Here is a 20,254-nt window from a genome sequence, read left to right as displayed (position 1 = left end):
CGTCGGCGGCAACTCGACCAGCTTCGCGACGTTGTGCGTCAGCAAGCCCTGGTCCACGGCCGGGCGCAGGATCGCCCGCAGTGTCTCCTTGATCCGGTGCAGCGACGTCGGTCCGACGGGGCGCTGCCACTTCACGGCCGCGATCTTCTGCGGGTCGCCGCTGGCCCGGTACTCGGCGATCTGCTCGTTGCGCTCCACGATCGCCTCAAACATCGCATCCAAGTGCCCCACTCGCAGCCGGTCGCGCCGGATCTTGGCCAGGTGCGGGCGCAGGTAGAGCCGGACGTGCGACTCGTAGGAGCGGTACATATTCCGGCTGACGTTCCGCTACTTCCGCGCCAGGAACTCGTCGAACACCACACCCATCAACGGCTGCTCCAACACCGCCGACCCCGCACGGACGAGACGACGCACAGTCTCGGTCTCGGGCAGCGGCTCCTTCTGCGAGATCAGCCCCGCCAGCAAGTCCCCGATCTTCCGCGACGTCTCGGTGTCGCCCTCTTCGGCGACACCGAGCAGGTCTCGCACCCGCTGCAGGCCCTTCTCGGCCTCGGTCGCGCTCTCGTACACACCACGCCGCCGCGGCCGGCGGTTGCCCTGCGCGTCCTTCGGCAGCTCGATCCGGAAGTACCACTGCCCGTGCCGCTTGTTTGCCAGCTTCGGACACGCATCACCGAGCGACTTCTTGTTCTCATCCCGGCACGAACACCGCCGGTACACCGAGCCATCGGTCACCGAAGTCATCTCCCCTCATTCGTCAAGCACCCACCAAGGGCTTTCTCGCAGCCCGATACTCGCGCTGCGACCACCACTCGGGGAAGCCCGAGCCCGGGAAAGATCACCGGATCAGGTGGTCAACCCCAACAGCCGCAACAGCCCCGACGTCGGCACCCGATAGGACGCGCCGGCCCGGAACACGGGGCAGGGAAAGGAGTCACCACGGGCAAGGGCGTACGCAGTGGTCCGCCGGATCCCCAACGCTCGCGCAGCCGTCATGAGGTCCACCACCGCTGGCAACGCGGCTACCTCAGCCAGCGTCATGGCTTGCTCCACCTCGACAGTCATGCGCTCAACCCCAGCCTCTGCAGGGCAAGGTCATGGCATCGCGGGTCGAGATCGATCCCGATGAACCGGCACCGGTGCTCTCTCGCGGCGATACCGGTGGTCCCGCTGCCCGAGAACGGATCGAGAACCGTCCCGCCCGGACGGCACCCCAGCCGCACGCAGCGACGTGCGATCTCCAGCGTTCCCTTGGCCGGATGACTGACTCGGCCGCGGTCCGACGAGACACTCCAGACCTCGGTCTCGGCGGTCTCGCAGGGGTCTCGAGATAGGACAAAGATGTTCTCGTAACAGTGCGAGAACCGGTCTCGTACGCTCTCGGGCCGAGCGTTGGGCTTGTGCCAGACGATCTCGCGCCGTGCGTGCCAGCCTCGGTCCAGTAGGGCGAGCGCAACCCGCCACGGCACGCCAACGAGATCCTTCGACCGGCATGACGCTTGCGGCGGCCGATGTGTCCCGTACGGAGTACGCGATCGCACCTCGGCGGTGCGGGAAACAGAGCCGGCCGCCACATAGTGACCCCACGAGCCGCCATAGTTGTCCCCGAGGTTGAGCCACACCGTGCCTCGCGGTACCAAAACCTGCGCAACCTCGTCGAAGAGCTCGACGAGGCGAGCAACGTACTGCTGCACAGTAGCTTCGGCACCCAATTGGCGCTCGGATCCATAGTCGCGCAGGCCCCAATACGGCGGCGACGTCACCACGCAGTCCACTGATGCGATCGGCAACTGCCGTACCACGTCAGCCGCATCTCCTGAGTGGAGAGCAACTTGACCGTCGTCATGTCTGGTCCTCATGCCGCCGTCCCCGCTCGACCGATGACGGCAGCCATGTCGGTGTCGTTGAAGGGATCCAGAAGAATCCCACCCGAAGGACAGCCGGCCGTAATACACCGTGCAACGAGGCTGTCTCCGTCAAGCACGACGTCACCCGGATTCTTCCCGTACTCAGCCTGTATCGCCTCGATGTTGAAGAAGTAGCGTGGCTGCTTCACCAGCAGAAATCCCACCTGATGGCAGCCGGCCGCTGTGCTCGCAATCAACGCGTTCCGCAGCAGCCATCCCTCGCGCTGCAGCGCGAAGACGACCCGCCAAGGCGTTCCGGAGATCGAACCCGACTCCGTACGCACATCGCCGAGGACCAGCCAAGCCGTACCGCTCGCCCGAAGGAGCCTGTGCACAGCTGCCCACACGGCTTGTATCCCGGAGATCAGGGACTGCCCCGAGTTTGGTTGACTCGCGGGTTGAGTGGATCAGGCCGCGGTTGCGTGCCTGTTGATTGTCTCAAACTCGATCGGCGTGAGCTTGCCCAGACGGGCCTGCCGACGCCGGCGGTGGTAGGTGCGTTCGATCCAGGTCACGATCGCCAAGCGCAGCTCTTCCCGGGTCTGCCAGCGTTGCCGGTCCAGGACGTTCCTCTGCAGCAGCGCGAAGAAGGACTCCATCGCGGCGTTGTCACCACACGCCCCGACCCGTCCCATCGATCCACATAAACCGTTGCGGTGTAGCGTGTTCACGAACTTCCGCGACCGGAATTGGCTGCCCCCGTCCGAGTGCACGATCGTGCCGGCCGGCTCCCGCAGCCGGACCGCGTTACGCAACGCCGACACCGCCAGTGACGCCGTCATCCTCGAGTCGATCGAGTACCCGACGATCCGGCCGGAGTAGACGTCCTTGATCGCGCAGAGATACAGCTTGCCCTCGGCGGTGGGATGTTCGGTGATGTCGGTCAGCCACAGCCGGTCCGCGGCGTCGGCGGTGAACCTCTTGTGCACCAGGTCGTCGTGCACCGGTGGCCCGGCCCGTCTGCTCAGGCCCTTCTTCTTCGCGAACACCGACCAGATCTTCTGCTGAGCGCACAGCCGCGCGACCCGGTTCACCCCGGCGGTGATGCCGTGGGCAGGCAGTTCGTCGGCGATGAACCGGTGCCCGAACGCCGGTCGTCACGATGGATGTCGAGCGCGGCGTTGATCAGGTAGGCGTCGTCGAGGTCGCGGCGGCTGAGCGGGGCCGTCTTCCAGGCGTAGTAGGCCTGCGTGGAGAACCCCAGGACCCGGCAGGTCACCGCGACGGGGGAACCCGTCGGCGGCCAGGTCCTTGACCAGCGGGTATGTCATTTTGGGGAGATCTCTTTGGCGAAATACGCCGCGGCTCGGCGCAGGATTTCGTTCTCCTGCTCCAGCAGCTTGGTGCGTTTGCGCAGCTCACGCAGTTCCGCTGACTCCGTGGTCGTGGTGCCGGGCCGGTTCCCGTCGTCGGTGTCGGCGATCTTGAGCCAGCGGTGCAGGCAGGACTCGGAGATCCCGCAGTCTTTCGCGATCTGGGAGATCGGTGCTTCGCCCTTGCGGGCGACCGCGACCACGTCACGGCGGAACTCCGGCGGGAACGCTTTGGGCATGGCTGACATCCTTCCAGCGAGGAGGGCATCCTCACAGGTCAGGAGTCAACCGAACCGGGGGCAGTCCCAAGGTCCTGCGCGGGCTCGCCTGCGCCAGCGCATACCCTCGACGAGGTGACCGTCGTCGCCCCGCGAGTTCTTCAAGCAGCTCCTAGGCCGAATGTTCGTTCCGGGCGCGCAACTGTTCGGCACCACCAACCCCGACGACCCCGCGCATTGGCTGAAACGCGACTACCTCGACCGGCTCGCCGAGCTGCCCGACTGGCGTTCGTTCGCGTTCACCCTCGACGACAACCCCTCGTTGTCCGCCGAGTACCGCGCATGCATCCGCCGCGAGTACACCGGCTTATGGTTCCGCGGATTCATCCTCGGCGAATGGGTCGCCGCCGAGGGCGCCGTGTTCGATATGTGGGCCCCCCGACCGGCACGTCGTGCCGTGGGCCGAACTGCCCGACCTGCGGCGCCTGCTCGCGCCGGCGTCAACTACCGCGCCGGCGACCTGGGCGGAAATCTCCGGAGCCGACGCGAGTTCGTGGGGTGGCAGCGCGGGCCCCGGCGGACTTGGTCGCAGTCCAGCACGGGGATTGTGCGAGCGGCGATCTTGTCGCCGATCGTCGCGTAAGACACGCTCTAAGGATTCATCATCAATCAGAGCTACCGAGTCAGACTATCCGCAGGAGAGTTGAGAAGTGAGCAAATCCCCCTGTTACATAAGGTGTACTAGTATGCCTTATGGTGAGGCTTGCATGCTTGTTTACCTTCGATGGTTCGCCCATCGACGCAACGGAGCTTGTGCGCGATCCCTGGCGGATATGTCTTCCGCTTAATTTCAACCGTCAATTCCAGTGTCCTTAGTTCCCACCTTGATGCCGTTGGACTATAAAACTATTTACTAAAGGGATTGTAAGTGCGCAGTACGTCGTAGAGCCTAGCACGTTTGGCCGTCTCGAGACGTTCGCCTAGCGCGTCCGAATTTATGTGAAAGATTTTGACTTGGCCGTCCTCGATTTTGTACTGGCGTTCAACTTGTACAGGCACACCCGGAAGTCTGGCCCACAGGATGGGGAACTTATCAGGCTGGAGTAATCCTTCAAAATCAAGGCCGCTCAGAACCCCCGAAATCAGAATGTAGAGGCCGTTGCCGCCATTAATTGGCTCTACCAATTCAAAGGTGATCACGAGGTCTGGTGGATTGAGAGTAAGAGAATGGCTGGCATAGGCTAGATTACTTACCGCCTCTGCCTTCGATCCGCTGCCAGCGGTCAGTGCTTCATCAAAATAGGGTGCATTGTCGCATAAATGCTCTAGTGTCCTAGAGTCAATGAACTCCTGTATCGCTGTTAGCGTAGGGTCATCTTTGGGGAGCCGCCTATAGATTTCTTGTATATCGAACGAGAGTAGGGACGTCTTAGTTAGAGTCACGAGGTCGGCCGTGCGACTGCGCCCGAGCGTCACCGCTAGTTCGCCCACGATATTGCCCTCGTTCATAACATGTGCTGGCTCCGAGGGGTTCGCAGACCCTTGGCCCTCGGAATTGTAGACACCTACCTGGCCATGAAGGATCACGAACATGGTGTCGCCATGGTCGCCAAAGCGACAGATGACCTCGTAAGCGTCGCGCTCAATAAGTTCGCCAAGCTGTACCAGCTCTTTAAGTGTTCGACCTGGTAGTTTTCCGAGAAAAGGATTGGACGTTTTGCCGCGATGAGGATCTTCGTACATGAGGCCGCTCTCGGCAATTCTGTGAATTGCGTCAATCGCCTTTGTGTCATTTGAGTTTATCTGCATAATGCGCTTCGTGAAATACATCGCAGACCAGCTATCGCTAGTGCTTAACGCGCGCTTTAACCCCTCCTGATCCTCATCGACCGGCAGGCCCCAGTGAGACTGAGTTTGCTCGAATGACATCAGCCACAGTTGTGCGGGCTCCATGTTCTTGTCTCTAAGTATCCGCATGTCGTGAAACGTTACTTCGAGATCGGCGGGACTATGTTCGTATGCCAATCTGAAGGCATCCGAGACGACAATACATTCCGGCGAACCTGTGTTAACTATCCATGCGGCAAAGTTGATTCCAGGACCCACAAATTGATGTCGTCCATCAGCGCCTGTAATTCGGTCAACAGAGCCGAAATGTGCAGTAATCCGAAGTGGGGCATCTGCTACCTTCGCCCACTCTCGTAGGTCTGCCAAGAGTTGAATAGCTGGTTCCTGCCACATGTCGCCGACAAGTACGACATGACCGCCGTCTCCCCCTGACGCCCACGCGATATCTCCGTCGGTCACCGCTCCGAGCGTCTTTGCGACGATTTTATTTATGCTATCAACATTGTGAGTCTGACTACTGCGATTCATCCTTGAGTGACGTACTATATCGCACGAGACGATCGCAACGTCAACGGCATGCGGACCTTCAGCCGTTCCAAGGCTGGAAATTGTACTGGCCTGTTCATGATCCTGTAAGTCGTCACTCCTAAGCTTGATGTCAGTCCGGATCGGCGCGATTGGCGGTAAGGTCGGGTTTTTGTCAGTGCTGGGCGGGTTTTCATTCCGATCGAGATTTCGACGCCGTAGTTGGATGCGATCCCAGGCTTCCGCCCAGCGTGGATCCTCGAGTAGATTTACGTCGCAATACTCGACAAATGTTAGAAGAAATGGCTTTGTTGGAAATTTTCCATTCAGCACAAGACTGAGATTAGTGCGTCCAATACGCACCCGAGACAGGCTTGTTCCTGGAAGCTTGCCGCCTTTTTCATTCGTATCCTTCTCGATAACACGACTTGGCGGCTCTCCGGCGTGAATCCATAGCTTCTTCAAGCAGAGCGACAATTCGACTTCATTGCGAGCTTGCAGGGGGTCAATGTCATGTCCACTGTCGTCCATGACGTGCTCACCTCCTTGCCTGTCCGCTCACGTCCACTCGTGGCCTTTTATGTCCGCTCGTCATCGTAGTCCCGCCTTAACTTGGGACCGTGTCCGCGTTTGTCCAGTGTCAGTATATCCTTGTCCAGGATCTACCGAATATGGCAGCTATCTGTGCAGGTCTGTCCATGTCTCTTGCCCGCCCTCAAGGTATATGACTTGCTGGGTCTTGAGCGGCTTCACCAGGACGCCGCCTTGTTCGCGAAGGAACGAGCCGTGGATACCTGGCTTGGCGTCATTATAGTGATCATAGCCGTGCTTCAGCTTTGTGTGGATATCACCAAACTGGCGATGGCGGGTCGGAGGGCACGACGAGCAGTACGCCAACCTGCTGCGAGCCGATTTGAGGGTGACTCACCCGTCAACCGGGGTTGATCGAGAAGGCGAGTTTTAATGCCGCGCTGACCGGTCGGGGCCGGCGCCACCTCTGCCGCAGGGTGACGAGCGTGCGCACGGCCAGGATCAGGACGGGGGCGTCTCGCTACGCACGATCGCTGCCGAGTCCCACGACGTGACCGCAGGCCGCCGGATCGGGAACAGTAGGTAGGTCGTTACCGACGACACGGTTCCGCTGCGGTCATCGGTCGAGCTGCTGTTGCAGCGTCTACCGATCGGCGGGCGGCGCCATCTGGCCCACCAGCCGCCACCCTTCCTGCGGTGCTGGGCCTAAGGACACCAACAGAACCGATGTCGACACGACCCCGCCGCCCGCTGGGACGCCCTGGTCGCGCATGTCCAGCAACTCAGTCACCGTGGGTCGGCTCGCGGGACCGCACGCGACGCAGGCCGGTAGCCGCACCTGTCATTCCCGCCGCCGCTTTCCTTTTCGGTTCCTCGATCTGACCCCGCCTGGCCGGCAGATCAGCCAACCGGATGGCGGTGTCGCCGGCGCGGGCACGCAGCACCTGGATGGCGTCCTAGACCTGCCCCCGCTCGGCCAGCAGCCGAGCCAACCGGGCGGTGGCGGTCACATCACCGTTCTCCGCGCGGGACGCGCAGCTGCTCGCCCATCCCGTGCTGGGGCCAGCAGCTCAGCCAACGCTCCGGCGGCGGTCCCGGTCCCCGTTGTCGGCGAGGGCACGCAGCACCTCAATGGCGTCCTCGACCCGCCCTTGTTCAACCAGTAGCTCAGCTAAAGAGGCGGCGGCGTGGCTGTCGCCGTTCTCGGCGCGGGAACGCAACTGTTCGATCTGTTCTTGCTTGGCCAGTAGCACAGCCAAGCGATGGGCGGTGTCCTTGTCGCCGTTGTCGGCGCGGGTGCGCAGCTGCTCCAGCTGCCCTTGCTCGGCCAGCAGATCAGCCGTTCGGCGGGCAGCGGGGTCGTCGCCGTCGTCGGCGCGAGAGCGCAGGACCCCGATGGCGTCCTCGACCTGTCCCTGCCCCACGAGCAGATCAGCTACCCGGTAGATGGCGGCCCCGTCGCCGTTGTCGGCGTGAGGGCGCAGCACCTCGATGGCGTCCTCAACCTGCCCTTGCTCAACCAGCAGATCAGTCAACCAGGCGGCGGCGTGGCTGTCGCCGTTCTCGGCGCGGGAACGCAGCTGCTTTATCTGTCCTTGCTTGGCCAGTAGCACAGCCCAGCGGCGGGCTCATCGCCGCGGTCAGCGAGCTGCTGGAAGAGGGTGAGGGCTTCGTGGTCGCGGTCGTGGTGCTCGGCGTTATCGGCGAGTCGTTGGGTGTCGTCGGGGTGGTGGTGGATCAGAGCGTGCCAGGCTGTGTCGGGAAGGGGCTGCTGGTGGTGGGCGTACAGGGCGTGTTGGTGCAGGTAGTCAGCGGTCTGGTAGCCGGCGATGGTGCCCATGCGGGCGGGAACGGGAGTGAGGGCGGCGGTGGCGCCGTGCAGCAGCTTGGTGGCGTAGTTCAGGGCGTCGTCGAGCCAGTCCGGGGATGCGGTGGCCACGTCCCGATCGTCGAGGTGGCCGGGTGCAGCGTCGGCAAGGTAATCGCGGGTGAGGGGTGAGTGGGCGCCGACGCGGCGGGCGTCGAGCGCAGCGGTGATGACCGCCTTCGCGTAGGCGGGTGCCTGGTTCCAGTGACGGATCAGGTCCGGGCCCCCGGCCATCACCTGTGTGAACCCGGCGTCGGGGGTCTCGAGCGCGACCCGGATCCGGCGATCGGTGCCGGCGAGCTCCTCGGCGCGACGCCGCTCGTGGGCACTGAACGCATCGGGCACCTGCACGACGTCGGCCAGGCCGAGCAGGCGCCGGTCGTTGGCATACGGATCCGACCGTCCCTTCTCGGGCAGCGCCACGCGCTTGTTGTGCTCGCCGGGCCAGCGGGTCGCGGCCAGCACCACTCCGGCCGCGATCAGCTCGCGGACTTGGCCGGCTGGCACGCCCCCGGCAAAGTCGAGGTAGTCCTGCAGCTCGTCAGCCACACCACGGTTCGCCCGGTCGGGTGCGCGTCGAACTGCCACCGCGACTCGCCAGCGACCCGACCTCAGGTCAAGGTCAGCTTGACGCGGTTGACCCACATCCGGACCGTCGCCCGGTCATCCTTCTTGAGCAAGCGCATGTGGGAAAGCCGGTTGCGGATCGGCACGATGTCCTGGGTGAAGTGCTTCCAGGCGACCGCATCCCACGAAAGGCCGTCGAACTGCGGCGACCGCACGACCTCGAGCAATTCGCCGAGGCTCAGCCACTCGGTCGGATCACGCAGGTCGGACACCGTCGCCGCGGTAGGGTACACATCGCCTCGTGCCCGGCCCAGCACGTTGTCGGCGATCGCCTTATTGAACAGGTTCCGGCGCCAACTGCCACCTGAAGCGGCGATGGCCGCCTCGCGCAGGGCCTTGCGGATCGTGCGCTCGATCAGCCAGAGCCCGTCGGACACGTCCGAAAGTTCGGACTGCGGCCCGACGACGGCGGCGATGGTGTCGGCGACGGCGTTCTTGAACTTCCAGAACGGTCCAACCGCCGTGAATTCCAGGGAGCCATCGACCACCTGGGCCAGCCCAGCACCGCGGAGCGCTTCCGCCACTGCCGGCTCGACCTCGTTCACGAAGCCGTCGACGTGGTTGGCTTCGAAGATCGCGAAGTCGAGGTCGGTCAGCACGTGGACACCGAGCTCACCGAGCGAGGCCCGCAGGAGGGCCGGCACATCCAGATCCGGCCCCAGTCCCACCGCGGCGAGCGCCGCGCCCGAGCTTGCCTGCATCTCTTGCGGGCGTTCTTCCGGGTTGAACAGGGAATACAGTGCCACGCCGCGTCGTCCAGCAGGTTGCTGCCCGCTACCGGCGCGAAAGCGATCTTGGGCATCCGCGAGACCAGGCAAACGTCGATCTCGTCGTCCCGCAGCTGATTGACCCGCGCGCGGAGCGCTCCCAGCGTCGCGCTCCCAGCCTTGCCGTCCGCCGCGAACGCCTCCACGTTGTCCAGGATGACCCGACCGGTCGGCGGATCGACCGGATCCGAGGTGGCGGCGAAGCTCACGGAGTCGAGCAGCGTTCCGTCCAACTCGGCCAGCAGTGGCGCGCGCAGCACCTCGAACGCAGCACCGCACTGGACGAAGACCAGTTTGTTGCGCTTGAGCTTCCGGCGGATCTCGGCGGCCCGGGTGTGGGCAGCGGAGCGGATGAGTTCGGTCATAGCAGCTGCAGCACCGGGGTGAGTTCGTAGGCGTTATCGATTTCCTGGACGAGTCCGAGGCTGACGAGGTGCCCGAGTGCCAGTGGCACGTCGTCGGCGACCACGGCGAAGTCTTCCGGCTCGTTCATCAAGATCTCGATCAAGTACGCCTCGTCCGGGTAGTACCTCTTGACGTGGTCCAGCATCTCCCGCATGTTCCCGGCGATCTGCCTACGCCACGTGTTGATCGTCCGCAGCACCAGCGGCTTCTTGATCTCCCGGTGAAACGTGTCGACCCGGCAGCTCGTTCACAACAGCGGAAGCCAGGTGCCGGTAGAGGAACGCGTGCCCGCCGGTCGCCTCGAACAAGGCATCCAGCGCGCCGGCGTCGATGGTGATCCCCATCTTCTGGCCGACCGAACGGGCTAGGTCGTCCGCTTCGTGGCGTTCGAACGGAGCGAGAAAGTTCGCCTTCGCCCAGGAAACAAAGGGTTCGGGCGCCCGTACAACCGTCCGCTCTCGATGATCGCGCTGGTGAGCCCGGACAGCAGAAAGGTGAAGTTGCCGTTCTCCTGCACGAGACTTCGCAAGACGCCGAGCAGCTGGGCGATCGACGTCATCTCGCCCTCGTGGACGTCGATCCGGTCCGACGGCGTCAGGTATTCGATCTCGTCGAGCATCAGGACGACCGTGATCTCGCGGTCGGCAAGCTCACGCAGGGTCGCTTGGAACGCCCGCTTGAACTCCGAGATCCCGGGAGTCGCGTCGAGCCCTTTCAGCGCCTTCGTCGGCAGCTCTCGCTGCCTGAGTTCGCCGAGCAGGTCGTCGATCAGGTCCTGCAACAGGATCGGCACCGGGTCGTCGGGCGGAGACGGAAGACTCTCCAGGTCGCGGAGAATGAAGATCGTTTCGGGTCCGGCCAGATTCTTCTTCAGCTCCGACAGCACACTGGTCTTCCCCGCCTTGCGCAGCCCGAAGAGGCCGGCGACCCGCTGGTTGCGGATGTCGTCGCGGAGGGTTTGAAGCAGCCGCCGCCTGCCGAAGAACCGGTCGCCCTGGACCGGCGTCGTTTCGTAGAACAGATCACGGGAGAAGACGTAGTCGCGCAGGAGCTTGATGAACGCGATCGGGTCACCGTCGTCGGACAGAACGAGCGGAACGGCCAGGAAGTTCCCGGAGGACCAGTCGTCGAGCTTCTCCCGCAGGCGCCGGTCGGGCGCCCAGAGGAACATCATGTCGGGCGTCACTTCCCGCTGCAGCCCGACCAAGGCCTTCTTCGCGGCCCGGAACGTCCTGATCTGCAGATCCTCGTGCGGACTGTAGAAGAAGAACACCTCCCTCGTCAGCCCGAAAGCGTTCTCGATGGCGCCGCTGAAACGCACGAGCGCGAACCCGCAGTCCTCGAACCTGGGCACCCGGCCGACGAGCGAGTAGACGAACTGTGATCCGAAGCGGCCCAGAATCGCCTGATGGTCCTCGACGACGGGGAACTCTTCCTTGAGGCGCTTCAGGTTCCGCAGCGTGTCGGGATGCGTCGACGGCCGCACCGCCCCAGCGTTCCACGTCGATTGACGCGGGGTGGTCGACCCCGCCGCCATCGCGGCGTCGTACTGACCGAACGACTCCTTAACCCGAGTCGCCACCGCTTCGTCGACGAGGCTCGACGCGCTGCGCACCGGAATGCCGAGCTCAGCCAGCCGCATCAGGACACGCCTGGACGTGATGTCCAACGATTTCGCCAGCTCATGGACGCGAACATGCACTCTGCGGCTCCCCCACCGTGTCGGTTTTCGCGACAACATTAGTCCGCGTTCACCCGAATCGCCTGCCGGTACGGGCGGCGTGTCTCCGCTACCCGATCCTCGCACCACCGCTGCTCAGTCTGGCAGTCGGAGCCAGCGAAATCCTTTCGTGCCCGGTGCTCGGCAATGACGCAGCCCTAGCCAGACTGTGATGGCCGCTCAGGAGGACTGGACCGACGATCTCGATGGCCAGCAGGGTGACGACTACGCCAGCGACCAGAGGGAGTCCGGGCTGGCCGTGATCGCGCTCGCGGCACTCTCTTCGTTTCGACGGAGAACGACGGAGTCATCGACAAGCACGAGATCGCCCGGTAGATCGAAGCTCTCAAGGAGATCGCCGACTGACGGCCAGTCGAGACACCTCAGTAACCGCGCGACGGCACACTGTCGGGCAGGTTTCCAAGGAGCACAAAGAACAAGATCAGGCCAAGAATCGCCGTCGTCGCCAAGATAGTGGCTAACACCAGCACATGCCTACGGATTGCCAGCAACTGCGCCAAGATCTCCAAGTTGATCCGAGTGGCATAGTCGGTCGGGCCATCGGCCTCCGACGACTCCACGCGAAGACCTAGCCGGCGACAGCCACCTGGCCGGTCCCACCTTCTCGTCCGGCCCCGCCGTAGCGCTTGGCGCGACAGATCCTACGGCCGAAACCAGACGACTCGCTCAGCAACTGGACGTGGCTACAACGCCTCATCAGCGCACACACCGACCGTGAGACGGTCGTTGTCGCGTTGCGCGATGATGCGACCGCAACGGGAGCGGTGGACGGCGGTGTACGCCGCAGAGCCCGAGTGACTCCCGCACGACCTCGTCGGCAGGGCACTCCCGCAGCTCCGCGCCTTCATGGCTGGTTGAGCCAATCCCACGGTCGCTCGGTTGGAAGAAGGGAACGCCCGCGGTTGGGACAGGGCCGAGCGACCTGTTCCCCAGGCCACTACTCGGACGCGGATAGGCCGAACGATGACCTCAACACGGGACTGCCGACATAAAACCGATGGTCAGGCCAGTTCCCATCCTTTGGTACCCCCGCGCGAGGTCCGGCCCTCCGCAGAACGATCTCGCACAGGTGGGTGCCCCGAGACCCGGCCAGGGCGGGGGCGCATACCGAGACCACCTAACACCAGTAGGGAATGCCGCTGCCACTGGCCTCCGACGGCGGCTCCGTCGTGCGGCCCATCGCTTATCTTCGGAGCAGGCCACCGCCGGAACGTTCGTCAACGCGATACGTAGTCGCATGTGAGGCGAAGCAAGTCAGCGGATATTCTGAAGGTGTCAGCCCGGAGTCCGGAACCCGTGACGCACTCCTGAACTCCCGCCCGCACCGACAGCTCAATCGCCGCGCACGGCTTTCCCGGTCATCTCGTGCGCCAGGTAGTCGAGGACGCTGTGGTATCTGAACGCGTGGATCTCCGTCTCGTGCTCTCTGTCCACGGCGAACGAGGTCGCGAACCCCTTGGGTATTGCGCACAGGTCACCGACGTCGGAGATGTTGACCCACTTCCGAACCCCGGGCGGACGAGGCGCCGGCCGCGTGACGGGCTTGGGGGACAGGCGGTTGAACACGGCCTTGGGAAGGCCGAGCGGCGAACCGATGGTGACCAGCACGTCCACCTCGATATCGGGGTGGGCGCTCAACGCCTCGTACGCCACCACCGAGCCCAGCGAGTGTCCGACGACCACGTGCGCGCCGGTGCTCCGGATCTTGTCCGCCACGTGGTCTCGTGCCGCGATCCTGCGTTCGCCGTTGCGCTTGCCCAAGTAGCGCTGGACATCGCGCAGGAAGGTGAGGATGAACAGCTGGATCGGCAACTCACCCCAGGGCATGCCCGACATCCGGCCCACGACGTCCCGCGGGATCCGGGTGAGATCGCCCTGGTCGACGCCCACCGGGCCGTTGAGCTCCAGGTCCCAGGCGACCAGCATCTCGAGGGCCTCTTCGTCGAGGCTGTCGGGATCACTGTCCCCGCTCTGGCTGGCCGAGCCCCTCAGCAGGTGGGCGAAGTACGGAACAGTGAGTTCGAACGGCACGTCGGCCATGCTGCGGGTGAGCGCGGCCGACCACATCTCGCCGAGCTGTGCGGATCGCGTGTCCGGTTCCCAACCGCTGTGGAACTGGTTGACGCCGTGCACGCCGATGATGCGGAGCATCAGTTCTCCCCTACCGTGTAGATGACGGTTTCCGTTGTGGTTCGGACGAGCAGGCGGTCGGGCTGGCCGGCCGCGCACAGGGAGTGGAGGTCCACCACGGGGTCATCCACCTCCGTCGAGGCCAGCACCGTCCCGGTCATCGGGTCCCACACGCGCACCTCGCCGTTCTCGGTGCTCGAGGCCACGCGGGGCTTGCCGCCCGACGTCCAGGCCGCGATGGCCGTGACGGCGCCGTCGTGCACGCGGTGACTCCACTTGTGTCCGGTGGTGGCCGACGTGACCGCGGCGTCCGGGCCGGTCACCGTGAGCACGCCATCGCCGTGCGGAACCCACGCCGAGCGAGGTCCGCAGGAGGACGGCACGGCGAACCAGCCCCGGGCCACCACCGAGTCGGCGACGACCTTCCCGGTCATGGGGTCCACCGCACGGAGCCGCTCGCCCTCGGCCATCACGAAAGCGGTCCACTCGCCCGTCGCAACGGTCCTACTCGGTGCACCGAGATGCTCCGGCAGCTCGGCGAGCTCCGTGCGGTCGGAGTCGTTCAGCAACGTGATGCGCGCGGGCTTCCCGTACGCCACAAGAACACCGCCTGGGGTGGCCCGCGCGACGACAGACGCCACATCCCCGGTCTGGATCTTCGTCCACTGTGAACCCGGTGCGACGGAGCTGCCGGTCGCGTCGAATCCGTGAGTTCCCCTGGTCGTCTCGGCGATCGCCACCAGTGCACCCGACTGGTCACGGGCAAGGGACAACGACTTGAGAGGTTCACCCAGCTGGATGGGAACACCGCGCGGCCGCCGCTGCACCGGGCTCCACCAGGAGAGCCTTCCCGACTGGGTTTCCACGACGACGACAGGCTCACCATCCTCGTCCTCCAACGTCACTGCGGCAACGACCCGGCTGCCGTCCTCGGAGATCGTCTCGAAGTCCCAGCCGGAGTTTTGCCGGATCCACAGCTGCCGCTGCCCGTTGCGCAGGCCGGCGAACACGAAGGGGGAACCGGTGAGGAAACCCGCTGTCGCGGCGGAGAACGTCGCCGGTGACCGGATCGTCTCGGTCCGGCGGTCCGGGAGTTCTACCTGAAGCTCGCGTCGGTCGGCACCGAGTCTCACCACCGGTGTCTCGGTCCTGGCGGCGGCACCGGTGCTGACCGCGAAGGCAGGAACGAGACCCTTGGTGCCCGCCAGTGCCGAGGCGAGCTTCGGTGAGCCGGCCCGTGCGGCGACCAGGGCCAGTTCCGCCGCCGACTCTGTCCCTGCGTCGAGCACGGCGGCGCTCGCGTTCACGATCGGACTCGGGGCGAGCTCGCGGATCCACTCCCGGAGCCCGCCATCCCCGAAGAGGTACTCGGGATCGGCGAGAAGCTCGTCGAGCCGGTCGGCGCGCGCCGCGAACTCCAGCGCGGTGTGCCGCTGGTGGACCGGCGTGCGGTCCCAGCCACGCCGACCGCTCCGGGTGACGGACTGCAGGAGCGCTGAGAAAAGCTCGGCGGGGCCCACCTGACGGTCGTCGTTCGGACCATAGGGCCGAAGTCGGAGATGCTCCTCCAACCGGGCATCGAACAGGTGATACCGCACAGTCGTCTCCACGCCCGAAATGCGCAGGTAGTGACTCAGCGCGGGAAGCAGACCGCTGAAGGCACTCACGGTGAGACGGCCGTCGTCGTCGGTGAACAACGGCGCCAGTGCGCAGAGGTCCAGTCCGGTGAGACCGGACGCGGGCGCCTGGGCCAGCGTAGCGAGGACCGCGCGGGCCCAGCCGGCCGACGGAGCTACCTCCGGGTCCAGTTCGAACGATCCCGCCACGGTGGACGGAACGTCCGCGCCCACCGCGGTGGCCGTGTCCGCGGTCGGCAACTGCCCCTTCAAAACGTGACGCACGTAGTTGCGCGCGATGAGGAATTCGCCCAGGACGCGTGAACCGGCGTCGACCTCCAACGTCTCGGCGAGCCCTTTGGCGACCTTGGCCCCGATTCCGGCGAGGCCACCCTCCGGACAGCCCGCGGCGAGCAGGTTCTCCGCGTAGACGCGGAGGTCCTCGCGGAGCGCCCAGAACAAAGGGCTGTCCAGATCCACTACTTCACACTGCACCGCGGGAACGGACCGCACCGCGAGCGCGACCTTCACGCCGGGTGTGCGCGAGAGCGGGACCAGCAGATCCGTCATCACGTCCGCCAGCGCTTCCTCCACCCCGTCCACCACCAGTACGACCCGTTTGAGCCGGTCCAGGCCTGTGGCCAGTGCCGCCAGGTCGAGGCTGTCACGGGTGCCGAACAGCGTCGCCGTGATCTCCAGGAGCAGGTAGTTGCGGTCGCGGCGGCGAGCGTCTACCTGGACCACCTGGTAGTCACCCAGGTCGACCCTGGGCAGCGTGGGACGGGATTCCGGGGGCAGGTCGGGGTGCAGGGCATGCGCGAAGGCGTTCAGCAGTGCCGACTTGCCACTGCCCGGAGCCCCGGTGATGGCGAGGACGTCGGGACTGTCGTCGTCGACGAGCCATTGGGCCAGCAGGTCGAGTTCTCGAGCGCGGCCGACGAACGGGATCTCGACCCACCACGGCCGGGGGCTCGCCGACTCCAGGACGGGGAGCGGCGCGACGGGCTCGTCGCCGTTGATGAACAGCAGCGGCAGGTCCGCTTCCGTGCCCGCTTCGAACCACGAGGCTGTGACTCGCTGAGGATCGGCGTCCGTGTCCTCGGTGACGAACCGGTTGACCCGCTTTCGCACCATTGCGGTGAAGTCGCTGTAGCCGATCCACCGGCTCTTCGTCTGCACCGGCTCGCCGTCCCCGTTCAACGCGGAGAGGACCGCCGTCACGGCGCGGGTGAACCTGGCGGAAAAAGCGAGTTGCGCCGGCCCGGAAGCCGCCAGCAGCCATACTTTGCGCTTATTGGCCAGTCGGACGAACTTCTCGAATTCGACAGCCCGGCCGCCGTGGCAGAGGTCGAGCAAGAAGACGATGGTCGGCCCCGCTGCCCTTTCCTCCGCATCAAGGATCCAGTCCGCGACATTGGCGTCCTCCCATCGTCCGTCCGAACCGGCGACCTGCAGTGAAACCGTCTGCTCGGAAAGCTTGCCGTGGGAAAGCACGTGAACGACGACGAGGTCGTCCGGACCGTACTCCCGGACAACGGACCTGATGGCGTCCGTCATCTCCACACCAGTCGGACCTACCCCACCGACAGTCGGCAACACTTCGAAACCGTTCGCGGACAGCGCCTTCTGCAGCTCCTCCGCTTCGTGCAGGAACGGCAGGGCGGCAGGCGGCTGGATCACGTCGAGCTCGTTGTCGGCGGTCAACCGGGGGCCGCCGAATTCGGTGACCCGAAATACCAGTGCAACTCGTCTGAGGGCTGTGCGCATCGTGGTGACGCCTCGATCGGAGAGTCGGGGAACGTGCCGTTGAATCTCCGACCGGCTCCTCCGCGTTACAAGGTCACCGATGGAGCACCCGAACGGTTCAACGAGTAACACTTTCCCGGATCTTTGCGAATCCGACATGAGACTCGCCGCCGGAAGATCACGGGACCACGCGGCAGCCAAGCACGGATTGACCATTTTCTGTCCATTTTTCGAGAGGATGAGGACGGTGCGCGCCAAGCTGGAAAATGCCCGTTTCGACGACGAAGAGGCACCGATCTACTTGCGCTGGCCGTTCTGGTCCGCGGCCGGTTGTGCGGCGCTGTCCACCTGCCTGCTGCTCATGCGGTACGAGCCGGTGTCCGCATGGTTCTGGAGCGGCACCGACCAGGGGTCCGTGCTGGGGTGGGCCAACACGATCGGCTGGGTTCTGTCGTCGCTCGTGCCCGGGTTGCTGTTCGCCCTTTTCCGCCTCAACGACCGCGCACTGCGCAGGCACGCGAATTACCGGCTGAAAGGCGGCGCCAAGACGCGGATGGTGATGATGACGCTGACCGGGTGGCTGCTCGGCCCGATCCACGCCTTCCTGGCCGCCCGGTGGTGGCTCGCATGAGCCGCCTGTGCGCACTCCTCGGGCTGGTCCTGGTCCTCATCGGACTCTTCCCGGCCGCGGCCCGGTCCCAACCCGACCTGCGCCAGCTGGGCGGCTGTGTCCGCGAACACCACACCTTCAGCATTTTGCTCGTGCTCGACCGGTCCGAAAGCCTGGACGAAACCGACAAGTCGTTCGAGCGGATCTCGGCCGCCAAGGCTGTCGCGTTCGAGGTGTCCTCGGTGCTGGGACGCCGGCTGGCGGGCGACGAACCAGTCCGGGTGGACATGGCTGTCGCGGCGTTCGCCGACACGTTCGAGACCGCTCCCTGGCGATCGCTGCCGGCCCAGCAGGACTCGGTGCTGGCCGATTTCGACGCCTACGACAACAAGGACCACGGGCGGGACGGCAAGGCCACCGACTTCACCCTGGTGATGAACCGTGCCCGGGAGGTGTTCGCCCAGCGGACCGCCGAGGTGAACGGAGCCCCGCTGTGCAAGGCGGTCCTGCTGTTCACCGACGGCGAGTTCGACGCGGTCGGGACCGACGACAAGGCGGCCGAAGCGGCTCTCTGCGCGCCGGGTGGGCCCGTCGACCAGCTCCGCGCCAGCGACATCACCCTGGCCGTCGGCGCGCTGACCTCGGGGGAACGCAAACCGGACCAGGCCCTGTTGCGACGCATGGCGGGCATCGACCCCGGTTGCGGCGAAACGCCGTCACCCAGTGGCGCCTACGTACCGATCGCCCAGAACGACGACCTGGTCCAAGAGCTCGTCAAGCTCGTGCCGGTGGGCACGCCACCGAAACTGTGCCGGACGGAGCGCGATTGTGAGTTCACCCTCGAACCGACGATGACCACGTTCACCGCGATCGTACGGCTGGGGAAAACCGGTGCAGGGCTGATGTTGCGACCTCCGCGGGCCCAGGCGGTCCCGCTGGTCCCACCCGGCCGGACGCTGGCCGTCGCGGGCACCCGGCTGACCACGCGGTGGCTGGACGACAACGTGATCGGGCTGACCGCCGCGCTGCCTGAGACGGCGGTGGGACAGTGGGCGGGAACTTGGTCTCTCACCACCGACGGCGGCGCCACCACGCTCGATGCTCGAGTGTTCCTGCTGGCGGACCTGCGGCCGGCGATCGTCGGTGAGCCGGACCTGCAGCGCGGCAAGCCGTGGCGGATGGACCTCGGCGTCGCCGGCGCGTCGGCACTGCGACCCGCCGGCTCCCTCGAACCGCGGTTCACCGTCTTCTTCACCGACGGCACCGAACGCCTTCCCGCCTCGGTGACACCCGCACCGGGCGACTCGACCCGCGCGACCGTCGAGTTCGCCGCCCCCGCGTCCTGGCACGGGACGTCGGTCGACGTCGAGGTCGAACTCCGGCTGAAGACCAGCGGCGGAACCGACATCAGCCCCGGTCCTCTCATCCGGCGGCTACCCGTGCGAACGCTTCTGGACGTCACGCCGAAGGAACTCGTCTTCGGCGTGATCAACGGCAGGGAGCCCGCCCGCGCTCCCGTCACGATCACCGCGACCGAACGCGCGGGCTGCGTCCGGTTCGACGGCGTCCGCATCAACGTGAGGGCGGTGAAGGTCGACACGCGGGTCCTGGGCCGGGACGACCAGCCGGTCACCGGCTGCCTGCCGGTCGCGGCGAACACCAGCCAGACGGTATGGGTGCGGCTGGCGCCGGAGAAAGGGTGGGACGGCACGGCCAAGGGCGAGCTCGCCATGACCGTCTCGGAGGAAGGGGGTCCCGAGCTTCCGGTGAGTCTCGCGATCACTGCGCCGATGGTCGCCGGTGTCCCCGCCGAAGACCTCATCGGCGCGGTCCTCTTCGCGATCGGCCTCGGCCTCATCGTCCCGTGGGTGTCGGCCCGGCGGCTGAACTACTACATGAACGCCAAGGTCGACACGACATATCTGCGCTGGGCCACCACGGAGGTCGTGGTGGCCCCGTCCGGAGGCGCGCCCCGCTACCGGACTGTCGGTGCGGACACCGGCTGGCCGGCCTGGCGCGACACCCAGGCCGTGCCCGATACACCCAGGAAGCTGTCCCTCGGCCGAATCAGGTTCAGGTCCGTGGTGCTGCGACGTTCGCCGCTCTCCGCCCCAGCGCTGCGCATCACCGCGGACGGCGACCAGGTGACGACCCCGGAGCACGGACCGGATGCGCGGATCTACGCCTCTCTCGAACCGGACCGCTTGGACGGACTCGTCGTCGCCCGTCATCTCGGCTCGACCGACGACGGTGGCTTCCGCGCCCAGATCGTGATCTTCACCAGTGAGAGCCGGACGTTGACGGCCGAGCGGCGTGCAGCACTGCGCGCCTCCATCACCGAGGCCCTCGATCGGTTCCCCACCCCCGAGTCGACCGACTCCCCGAACTGATCCCGGCAACCTG

The 20,254-nt window shown here is 65.4% G+C and carries 18 protein-coding genes and 1 pseudogene; 3 read left to right on the top strand and 16 right to left on the bottom strand.

From position 1 onward, the window contains the following. Positions 1-327: 327 nt before the first annotated feature. The 5 genes and pseudogenes from QQ657_RS21180 to QQ657_RS21160 all read right to left on the bottom strand — a co-directional run bounded on the left by QQ657_RS21180 (position 328) and on the right by QQ657_RS21160 (position 3,459). Positions 328-744 (bottom strand): hypothetical protein, encoded by a 417-nt coding sequence (locus QQ657_RS21180; RefSeq protein ID WP_284743925.1) that lies wholly within the window; start codon positions 742-744, stop codon positions 328-330. Between the two features lie 102 nt (positions 745-846). After that, entirely contained in the window at positions 847-1,065 is a 219-nt protein-coding gene (locus tag QQ657_RS21175; protein ID WP_284743924.1) for a DNA-binding protein, read from the bottom strand. After that, complete coding sequence (locus QQ657_RS21170; protein ID WP_284743923.1) at positions 1,062-1,802, bottom strand: DNA-methyltransferase; 741 nt, start codon at positions 1,800-1,802, stop codon at positions 1,062-1,064. The genes QQ657_RS21175 and QQ657_RS21170 overlap by 4 nt, the downstream gene beginning before the upstream one ends. A gap of 53 nt (positions 1,803-1,855) precedes the next feature. Further along, positions 1,856-2,254 carry a hypothetical protein gene (locus QQ657_RS21165; protein ID WP_284743922.1) on the bottom strand — a complete coding sequence of 133 codons (399 nt, stop codon included), beginning with the start codon at positions 2,252-2,254 and terminating at the stop codon, positions 1,856-1,858. A 60-nt stretch (positions 2,255-2,314) separates the two neighbouring features. Then, a pseudogene (locus QQ657_RS21160) lies at positions 2,315-3,459 on the bottom strand (IS3 family transposase). A 160-nt stretch (positions 3,460-3,619) separates the two neighbouring features. On the opposite strand from QQ657_RS21160, the gene QQ657_RS21155 reads away from it, so the two are divergent. Then, positions 3,620-4,081 carry a hypothetical protein gene (locus tag QQ657_RS21155; protein ID WP_284743921.1) on the top strand — a complete coding sequence of 154 codons (462 nt, stop codon included), beginning with the start codon at positions 3,620-3,622 and terminating at the stop codon, positions 4,079-4,081. 263 nt (positions 4,082-4,344) lie between these two features. Here QQ657_RS21155 and QQ657_RS21150 read toward each other — a convergent pair whose 3' ends face one another. From QQ657_RS21150 to QQ657_RS21100, 11 genes are all read right to left on the bottom strand, one after another. Next, positions 4,345-6,342 carry a cyclic nucleotide-binding domain-containing protein gene (locus tag QQ657_RS21150; protein ID WP_284743920.1) on the bottom strand — a complete coding sequence of 666 codons (1,998 nt, stop codon included), beginning with the start codon at positions 6,340-6,342 and terminating at the stop codon, positions 4,345-4,347. A gap of 1,070 nt (positions 6,343-7,412) precedes the next feature. Next, positions 7,413-7,955, bottom strand: coding sequence for a tetratricopeptide repeat protein (locus QQ657_RS21145; protein ID WP_284743919.1), 543 nt, complete (start codon positions 7,953-7,955; stop codon positions 7,413-7,415). Next, positions 7,928-8,758, bottom strand: a complete 831-nt coding sequence (locus tag QQ657_RS21140; RefSeq protein ID WP_284743918.1) for a hypothetical protein — start codon at positions 8,756-8,758, stop codon at positions 7,928-7,930. The genes QQ657_RS21145 and QQ657_RS21140 overlap by 28 nt, the downstream gene beginning before the upstream one ends. Positions 8,759-8,820: 62 nt before the next feature. Beyond that, a complete protein-coding gene (locus QQ657_RS21135) occupies positions 8,821-9,435 on the bottom strand; it encodes a hypothetical protein (protein ID WP_284743917.1) in 615 nt (204 codons plus the stop codon). Beyond that, positions 9,429-9,968, bottom strand: coding sequence for a hypothetical protein (locus QQ657_RS21130; protein WP_284743916.1), 540 nt, complete (start codon positions 9,966-9,968; stop codon positions 9,429-9,431). Before QQ657_RS21130 ends, QQ657_RS21135 begins: the two co-directional genes overlap by 7 nt. Beyond that, positions 9,965-10,207, bottom strand: coding sequence for a hypothetical protein (locus QQ657_RS21125; protein ID WP_284743915.1), 243 nt, complete (start codon positions 10,205-10,207; stop codon positions 9,965-9,967). The genes QQ657_RS21130 and QQ657_RS21125 overlap by 4 nt, the downstream gene beginning before the upstream one ends. Then, positions 10,179-10,352 carry a hypothetical protein gene (locus QQ657_RS21120; RefSeq protein ID WP_284743914.1) on the bottom strand — a complete coding sequence of 58 codons (174 nt, stop codon included), beginning with the start codon at positions 10,350-10,352 and terminating at the stop codon, positions 10,179-10,181. The genes QQ657_RS21125 and QQ657_RS21120 overlap by 29 nt, the downstream gene beginning before the upstream one ends. Positions 10,353-10,372: 20 nt before the next feature. Further along, positions 10,373-11,818 (bottom strand): translation initiation factor IF-2 N-terminal domain-containing protein, encoded by a 1,446-nt coding sequence (locus QQ657_RS21115; RefSeq protein WP_284743913.1) that lies wholly within the window; start codon positions 11,816-11,818, stop codon positions 10,373-10,375. A 293-nt stretch (positions 11,819-12,111) separates the two neighbouring features. After that, positions 12,112-12,309 (bottom strand): hypothetical protein, encoded by a 198-nt coding sequence (locus QQ657_RS21110; RefSeq protein WP_284743912.1) that lies wholly within the window; start codon positions 12,307-12,309, stop codon positions 12,112-12,114. A 772-nt stretch (positions 12,310-13,081) separates the two neighbouring features. Next, positions 13,082-13,900, bottom strand: coding sequence for a lipase family protein (locus tag QQ657_RS21105; protein ID WP_284743911.1), 819 nt, complete (start codon positions 13,898-13,900; stop codon positions 13,082-13,084). Then, positions 13,900-17,499 (bottom strand): AAA family ATPase, encoded by a 3,600-nt coding sequence (locus QQ657_RS21100; RefSeq protein WP_284743910.1) that lies wholly within the window; start codon positions 17,497-17,499, stop codon positions 13,900-13,902. The genes QQ657_RS21105 and QQ657_RS21100 overlap by 1 nt, the downstream gene beginning before the upstream one ends. Here QQ657_RS21100 and QQ657_RS21095 point away from each other — a divergent pair. Together QQ657_RS21095 and QQ657_RS21090 are read left to right on the top strand one after the other, a co-directional pair. Further along, the gene (locus QQ657_RS21095; RefSeq protein ID WP_284743909.1) at positions 17,489-17,872 is read left to right on the top strand and encodes a hypothetical protein; all 384 of its coding nucleotides are present in this window, start codon (positions 17,489-17,491) and stop codon (positions 17,870-17,872) included. The genes QQ657_RS21100 and QQ657_RS21095 overlap by 11 nt on opposite strands. After that, the gene (locus tag QQ657_RS21090; protein ID WP_284743908.1) at positions 17,869-20,241 is read left to right on the top strand and encodes a vWA domain-containing protein; all 2,373 of its coding nucleotides are present in this window, start codon (positions 17,869-17,871) and stop codon (positions 20,239-20,241) included. The genes QQ657_RS21095 and QQ657_RS21090 overlap by 4 nt, the downstream gene beginning before the upstream one ends. Positions 20,242-20,254: the final 13 nt, after the last annotated feature.

Source organism: Amycolatopsis ponsaeliensis, from assembly GCF_030182635.1.
In the GTDB taxonomy this organism is placed as follows: domain Bacteria; phylum Actinomycetota; class Actinomycetes; order Mycobacteriales; family Pseudonocardiaceae; genus Amycolatopsis; species Amycolatopsis ponsaeliensis.
Note: the sequence above shows the minus strand (reverse complement) of the source record. Positions and strands in the feature narration are given on the sequence as shown.

Bases quoted from the DNA above. Each gene is read 5' to 3' on its own strand.
- QQ657_RS21180 (WP_284743925.1), bottom strand. From the start codon at position 744: ATGACTTCGGTGACCGATGGCTCGGTGTACCGGCGGTGTTCGTGCCGG.
- QQ657_RS21175 (WP_284743924.1), bottom strand. From the start codon at position 1,065: ATGACTGTCGAGGTGGAGCAAGCCATGACGCTGGCTGAGGTAGCCGCG.
- QQ657_RS21155 (WP_284743921.1), top strand. From the start codon at position 3,620: ATGTTCGTTCCGGGCGCGCAACTGTTCGGCACCACCAACCCCGACGAC.
- QQ657_RS21150 (WP_284743920.1), bottom strand. From the start codon at position 6,342: ATGGACGACAGTGGACATGACATTGACCCCCTGCAAGCTCGCAATGAA.
- QQ657_RS21130 (WP_284743916.1), bottom strand. From the start codon at position 9,968: ATGACCGAACTCATCCGCTCCGCTGCCCACACCCGGGCCGCCGAGATC.
- QQ657_RS21120 (WP_284743914.1), bottom strand. From the start codon at position 10,352: ATGGGGATCACCATCGACGCCGGCGCGCTGGATGCCTTGTTCGAGGCG.
- QQ657_RS21105 (WP_284743911.1), bottom strand. From the start codon at position 13,900: ATGCTCCGCATCATCGGCGTGCACGGCGTCAACCAGTTCCACAGCGGT.
- QQ657_RS21090 (WP_284743908.1), top strand. From the start codon at position 17,869: ATGAGCCGCCTGTGCGCACTCCTCGGGCTGGTCCTGGTCCTCATCGGA.